Raw genomic sequence first — 6,119 nt, forward strand, 5'->3', positions numbered from 1 at the left:
CACCTGCACGGCTCGCCCCACGGCGGTCAGATCGGCGCGGTGCACCAGCGAGCGCTGGCTCAGGCGCTGGTGGGCTCACGTCTGGTGTGGGCGCAAGATTGCGGTCACAACCCGCATTGGGAGGATCCGGTTTCCATCGCCGACGCGATCTTGGAAATGATGCCGGGCCTGGGCGGGTAATCACCTCAACAGTGATCGGACCGTGGGCGTCAGGCGCAGCGTCTCGGCAGGCTTTGTGCAATCGGCCTGCGTGGTATCGCGGAACGCCTGCCATGACGGCAAGGCGGCGAGGGCGGTTTGCGACCGCCGGCGCGCGCCTTCGTCGTCGAAACCGGTGACGCTGAGGAAGACGTTTTCGCCCGACCGCACCGGCAGGTGCGGGAAGCTGTTTTCGGCATGCTCGCTGATGAAGGCGCCAAGCAGGCGCATGCCGTTTTCCGCGAGCAGCGGAACGGCTTCGGTCTCGAAGCGGTTTGCGAAACCGGCTTCAGCGCCGCGTCGCAAATGATGAATCTGGATCTCAATAATACCAGGTAAGCAATTATTCTCGCTCTGGTTTTCGACTTTGCCGGGAGCTGGCCGCCGCAACCTTTGGACGTCGAACCCGGCGCCCGGCCAGGCCGGCTTCAGCAGCAGCACGTCGTCGGAATCGATCATCGTCGCATTGGCGGCGTCGCGATGCTCCGCCCAGACCGGTCCGCCATAGAAGGCGCTCAGCGCCTCCTTTCGCGCTGTCATGTCCTCGAAGCCGCGCATCCAGACGAATATGTCGGGCCGGTCGAGGTCGCGGAACTGGCCGATAATGGTCATCCCGGTCGCCTCCTGGCTCTCGATGAACTCGCGATCGAAGAGGTCGATCAGCGTTTCGCGCCGGCCGGGCTTCAGCGTATACTGCCTGAGTTCCACGATCGGTGAAGCAAGGCGTGCAGAGATTTCGTTTCGAGCAAGGTCCATTGTCGGCTCCAAAACAGGGTGATCGTCCTGTTTTGTAAAACAGACCGGTTGTCCTGTTTTGTCAATCTGGTATCGTGCCCAGATGTCAGGAGAGATTGCCGCCCAGCCGAAATCGCGTCGCCAAAAACGCACCAACGACCCGGAGGGCATGCGCCGCCGCGTGCTCGACGTGGCGGAGGAATCCTTCCAGGCGCGCGGCTATCACGCCTCCAGCCTCGGCGACCTGATGGCGGCGGCGGGCGTCACCGGCGGCGCGCTGCACCACCATTTCCCGACTAAGAAGGCGCTGGCGCTGGCGGTGATCGAGGAGCGGGTGGCCGCCACCGTGGATCAGACCTGGATCGCGCCGGTGCGCGCCGCATCCACGGCGCGCGAAGGCGTCCGCGCCGTGTTCGAGGCGGTGGCGGCTGAACTGGAACGGCAAGGCTTTGTGCGCGGCTGCCCGCTCAACAACCTCGCGCATGAACTGTCGCTCGCCGACCCGGACTTCCGCATCGCGCTTGCGGGCATTTTTGCCGGGTGGCGGCTGGCGATCGCCGACAAGCTGCGGGTCGACCGGCTAGCGGGCCGGGACGAGGGCATGGACCCCGACCGCTATGCCGCGCTGGCGGTCGCCGCCTATTCGGGCGCCATGTCGATGGCCAAGACGGCGCAGGATGCGGGTCTGCTGCGGGATTGCCTGGCGGGGTTGGAGCAGGGCGCCCCGTCCCCACAGAGCGGATTGGCAGCGAGGCGGCGCCGCAGGGTGCTGCGCAGACCACCTTGATGCCGGAACGCCGCCCGCTCTGTCCCAACGGCATCAAACATCCTGGTACCTCATTGATTTCCTGTGTCGTGTCGATTTCGAAGTTCGCTCGGAGCGCGATATAGAAACAATGCGACCTTCGAAATCACGACACACGAGGCCGTTGCTGACCTCAAACTCGTGAACTAGGAACCGTTTGCTCCGCTAGCCATGCTACTGTTGAGGGATACCGGGCCAAGGTACCCGTCAGCAGGCAGGCAACGTACCTTGACACCAACGATATCGTCCCAGCCGTTGGTTATGACGTCTCTCGCCCTCTCCTGGTCCTTGAGTGCTGGGAATATCGGGTCGACATCGTACCCCTCATGGTCGAGGTGCCGGAGCCTTTCGCGCCAATCGACAGGGACCGATCCTCTGCGCACGAGGTCCGCGAACCGGATCGGGTAACAGTGGCCTTTCAACAATGCGATCTGCACCTCGTCTGAATAAAGGTACTCCATCCACAGCCGAGCAGCGTTTGGATGCGGAGCATAGGCGCTGATCGCCTGGACATAGACACCCGCAGCGACGCCGGTCCTTGGCATGATGACTTCGATCCTCGTTTTCCCCCTGAGCCGTTCGCGGTCGCCGAGCGCGAGGTAGTCCCAGCGAACGAGGATCGGCGTGCGACCGTCAGCAAGTGAGTTGGCATCACCGATGATGGGAACGAAATTGCCCTTTTCATTGAGATTGGCGAAGAACTTCAGCCCCTGAGCAGCGGCTTCTTCGACGTCACCCTTAGCCGCCGACAAGCCTGCGGCGAACACGCTCTGGACTGCTTGATTTGAAGAAATATTGCCGGCGAGGCCGACCGAATTCCTATACTCCGGCGCGGCAAGATCCGCCCAATCCTGTGGCATCTTGGTGACGAGGTCAGCGTTGATCTCGAACGCAAGGACTCCGTAATAGCGGCCGCACCAATACCCTTGCGCATCCTTGGCGGCTTCCGGAATTGTGCCCCACGTTGACACTTTGTACGGCTGCAGCAAGCCATCCTCCTTAGCCGATGAGGCGAAGGACATGCCAATGTCGACTACATCCGGGGTCTGGGAGTCGGTCTTGGCTCGCCCAGCCCTGATCGCCTCAATCTGATCGGCTGAGCTGCCATTGGGCCGGAGTTCGTTGATTGTCAGACCGTATCTCGCCTTGAACCCGTCTATCACGACGCCGTATTCGCACCAATCGCGAGGCAATGCTATGACGGTAAGCTGCCCTTCCGCTTTGGCGGCCGCAACCAGGTCTTCCATTGCATCGACCGGCGCTGCAACGGCACAGACCGACACGGCACCCGTTGATAGGGCGGCTCCAGCCAGACCTGCTGCCTTGAGCGCGTCGCGGCGATTCATCGTTCGCTGACCAGCGGCAGGTTCAACCCTCGTTGGGTGTTCTTCTGATGATCCATGTTTCATGGCCCAATTTCCTCCGTCGGCTTGCGGTCGATGCAAGTTCCTCCGCGTCGATCGTCTTGGTATCGATCGCGGTCGTGAAGGTGGGGGCGAACACCGGTTGGCGACGCCTCTGAGCGACTATGGCATATTGGGGAAGTGGGCGATATGCGCAGATTATGACCCGGATACGTCAGATCTGTTCCAGTGTCGTTTCGAGTTCGCTCGGACCGCGATATTCGCAATAATGCGAACTTCGAAATCACGGACACTGGCGCACGACTCGGAGGTTCCGCAACGCCATGCACCAACGCGCCAGCGTTGAGAATCCTGAAGTGTAGATTGGACCTAGTCTAATTCGCCAGCGGCTTGATCGTCTCGTAGCCGACCACGCTCTCCGAATTCGTGCCCTCGTCATAGCGCCGGGCCAGCGATGCGCCGAGATCCGGCGCGTAGAGCGCGGTGAACGTGTCCAGCGTCTCGCCGGCCTGGTTCTTGAATGTCTCCTTGACCGCCAGCACATTGTATTTGCAGCCGCCGAGGCTGAACGTCTCCTTGCCCCTTCACCGCCAGTTCCAGCGTCTTGGTGCCTTTCGGCTGCTTCTTCGGCGACAGCTCGACGAACTGCGTCGTGCTCTTCGCGCCTGCCTTCAGCGGAAACAGCTTCTTCAGGTCGCCGAGCGGGATCATCGCCAGATGGCCGGTCGTGCTGTCGCGGAACACCTCGATCAGCCCAGCATAGAGAAACTGCGTCTGCGGCGATTCCGACTGGTATGTGTTGGCGACCGAAACCATGCCGCCGGCGGCCGGCCGGAACTCGCTGCGGATGCCCGGCATCTCCAGCACGAAGCCAGTCTTGGCGGTCTTGGCGTCGACGCATTCGGCGCCATGCGCGGCGCCCGCCGCGGCAAGCAGGGCCATGCCGATCGTTGCGGCCTTCATCGCATCCTCCTCTTCCCGCTCAAGTTGAAGGCGCAAGACTGCCAGACCCATACCGCCATGTCGATGCTTGGCGGGTCGGGGAGGGAACTGGACGGCCGGGCGCCGCCTGTGCTGAATTTCGGCCATGATGAATAGCTGGCAAACCCGTTCGATATCCCGTCGCGCTTTCCTGGCGCAGATGGCGAGCCTTGCGTCTGCCGCGGCCTTTGCCCATCCGGCATTCGGTCAGACCGGAAAGCGAATCCAGCCGGTCGACGCGACTTTCCTGTTCATCGCCGATATCCATGCCTGCCGCATGGCGAGCGGGTTGAGCCCCAATTGCCTGCAGGAGGGCAAGACGGATGCCGCGCTTCTGCGCAGCGTCGCTGCCCTGAACGGCATCGCCGACAAGGCTTGGCCGGCCGAGATCGGCGGCGTCGCCACCGGCCTGCGTTCGGCCGGCAGCCGCATCGGCACGCCGCTTGGCCTGGTCACCGGCGGCGACATCACCGACGACGGCGGCGGCCAGGTCACCGAGCCCAGCGAGGGCACGCAGCTGCTGCAGTTCAGCCAGCGCTACCAGCAGGGCATAGGCCCCGACCGCGTGCACATGCCCGTCTATGTCGGCCTCGGCAACCACGACCTCGACCAGAACGGCTCGCCGCCGCATGTCGACTGGTACCGCCGCGAGCTGCGCGACTATGTCGAGGTCAACCACCGGGCCGGCGTGTTCTTCAAGCCGCCGGTGCCGGCAACCGACTATGACGTCGACACCGACTGCTATTCCTGGGATTGGGGCGGCCTGCATCTCGTCCAGACGCACCGTTTCGCCGGCGACACCGGCCATGGCGCGCTGAGCAGCCTGCCATGGCTGAAGCAGGACCTGGCGACCTATGCCGGCGACGGCCGCCCGGTCATCCTGTTCCAGCACTATGGCTGGGACATTTTCTCGATCGAGCGCTGGGATCCGGCGAAAAGGACCTATGACGACGAGGGCACCGGCTCGCCGCATTGGTGGGGCGAGGCGGACCGCCAGGCCCTGCTTTCGGCTCTCAAGGGCTACAATGTCATCGCAATCTTCCACGGCCACCAGCACGAGGTGCCGATGATCTACCGCCGCGACGGGCTCGACCTGTTCAAGCCGAAGGCCGCCTACATGGGCGGCTTCGCGCTGGCGCGGGTGACCGGCGACAGCATGGATGTGGTGCTCGGCGAGGCGGCAGGCGACCACGGCGAGGTGGTCTTCACCAACGCTTTTTCCAAGAGCCTGAGTTTCTGAGGCGGCGGGACAGCGGCCCTGGTCGTAATTTCGGGATCGGCCCGGCAAGCAGGCGGGTAGGGTGCGCCTGCGAATGCGCGGGCAATATGGGAACAACCATGGCTGAATTCACGCTCTTCATCGGCAACAAATGCTTTTCCTCCTGGTCGCTCAGGCCATGGGTGGCGATGCGGCATCTGGAGATCCCGTTCGAGGAGAGTTTCGTGCGCCTGCGCACGCCCGAGACCTTTGCCAATCTCGCCAAAGTGTCACCAACCGGTCTGGTGCCGGTCTTGAATCACAATGGCAGGATTGTCTGGGAAACCCTTGCCATCCTTGAATATCTTGCCGATCTCTTTCCGCAGAAAAAGCTCTGGCCGGACGACATCGGTGCCCGCGCGCTGGCACGTTCGGTGGCGACCGAGATGCATTCCGGTTTTCGCGAGGTCCGCTACGGTTGGCCGATGAACCTGCGTCGACCGAAGAGCCACAAGCCGCTCGACGCCGAGGGCGACACGCAACGGGCACGCATCGAGGCGATCTGGCGGCAATGCCGGGCTGAACATGGCGTGAGCGGCCCGTTCCTGTTCGGTCATTTCACCGCCGCGGATGCCATGTACGCGCCGATCGTCACCCGTTTCGACACCTATGGCGGCGAGCTGGCGCCGGATATCCGCGCCTATGTCGACGCCGTGCTTTCCACGCCTGCGATGCGGCACTGGTATACGGAGGCGGCTAAGGAGACGTGGCCGGAGCCAGGCCCTCGCGAACAGGACTGACCACGACGGCGGCATGCCATATCTCTTCAAGAGAATTG

Annotated in this window: 6 protein-coding genes and 1 pseudogene; 4 read left to right on the plus strand and 3 right to left on the minus strand. The window is 63.1% G+C overall.

What is annotated here, in order from left to right; genetic code table 11:
* Window positions 1-180 (plus strand): annotated as a pseudogene (locus EN745_RS36360) (hypothetical protein); the annotation flags it as partial.
* Here the strand turns inward: EN745_RS36360 and EN745_RS27460 are convergent.
* Window positions 181-954, minus strand: coding sequence for an NIPSNAP family protein (locus tag EN745_RS27460; RefSeq protein WP_127422704.1), 774 nt, complete (start codon window positions 952-954; stop codon window positions 181-183).
* 148 nt (window positions 955-1,102) lie between these two features.
* On the opposite strand from EN745_RS27460, the gene EN745_RS27465 reads away from it, so the two are divergent.
* A complete protein-coding gene (locus EN745_RS27465; RefSeq protein WP_189363175.1) occupies window positions 1,103-1,720 on the plus strand; it encodes a TetR/AcrR family transcriptional regulator in 618 nt (205 codons plus the stop codon).
* Between the two features lie 164 nt (window positions 1,721-1,884).
* Here EN745_RS27465 and EN745_RS27470 read toward each other — a convergent pair whose 3' ends face one another.
* On the minus strand, window positions 1,885-3,147 hold the full coding sequence (locus EN745_RS27470; protein ID WP_348628258.1) for an ABC transporter substrate-binding protein: 1,263 nt from the start codon (window positions 3,145-3,147) through the stop codon (window positions 1,885-1,887).
* A gap of 390 nt (window positions 3,148-3,537) precedes the next feature.
* Window positions 3,538-4,065, minus strand: coding sequence for a hypothetical protein (locus EN745_RS27475; RefSeq protein ID WP_245487852.1), 528 nt, complete (start codon window positions 4,063-4,065; stop codon window positions 3,538-3,540).
* Between the two features lie 178 nt (window positions 4,066-4,243).
* On the opposite strand from EN745_RS27475, the gene EN745_RS27480 reads away from it, so the two are divergent.
* Window positions 4,244-5,323, plus strand: coding sequence for a metallophosphoesterase (locus tag EN745_RS27480; protein WP_245487853.1), 1,080 nt, complete (start codon window positions 4,244-4,246; stop codon window positions 5,321-5,323).
* Window positions 5,324-5,421: 98 nt separating this feature from the next.
* Window positions 5,422-6,081, plus strand: coding sequence for a glutathione S-transferase family protein (locus EN745_RS27485; protein ID WP_127422706.1), 660 nt, complete (start codon window positions 5,422-5,424; stop codon window positions 6,079-6,081).
* Window positions 6,082-6,119: the final 38 nt, after the last annotated feature.

Origin of the sequence: Mesorhizobium sp. M4A.F.Ca.ET.022.05.2.1, from assembly GCF_003998845.1 — a bacterium.
Lineage (GTDB): Bacteria > Pseudomonadota > Alphaproteobacteria > Rhizobiales > Rhizobiaceae > Mesorhizobium.

Excerpts from the sequence above, each read along its gene's own strand:
- EN745_RS27460 (WP_127422704.1), bottom strand. The coding sequence starts at position 954 with ATGGACCTTGCTCGAAACGAAATCTCTGCACGCCTTGCTTCACCGATC.
- EN745_RS27465 (WP_189363175.1), top strand. The coding sequence starts at position 1,103 with ATGCGCCGCCGCGTGCTCGACGTGGCGGAGGAATCCTTCCAGGCGCGC.
- EN745_RS27470 (WP_348628258.1), bottom strand. The coding sequence starts at position 3,147 with ATGAAACATGGATCATCAGAAGAACACCCAACGAGGGTTGAACCTGCC.
- EN745_RS27475 (WP_245487852.1), bottom strand. The coding sequence starts at position 4,065 with ATGAAGGCCGCAACGATCGGCATGGCCCTGCTTGCCGCGGCGGGCGCC.
- EN745_RS27480 (WP_245487853.1), top strand. The coding sequence starts at position 4,244 with ATGGCGAGCCTTGCGTCTGCCGCGGCCTTTGCCCATCCGGCATTCGGT.
- EN745_RS27485 (WP_127422706.1), top strand. The coding sequence starts at position 5,422 with ATGGCTGAATTCACGCTCTTCATCGGCAACAAATGCTTTTCCTCCTGG.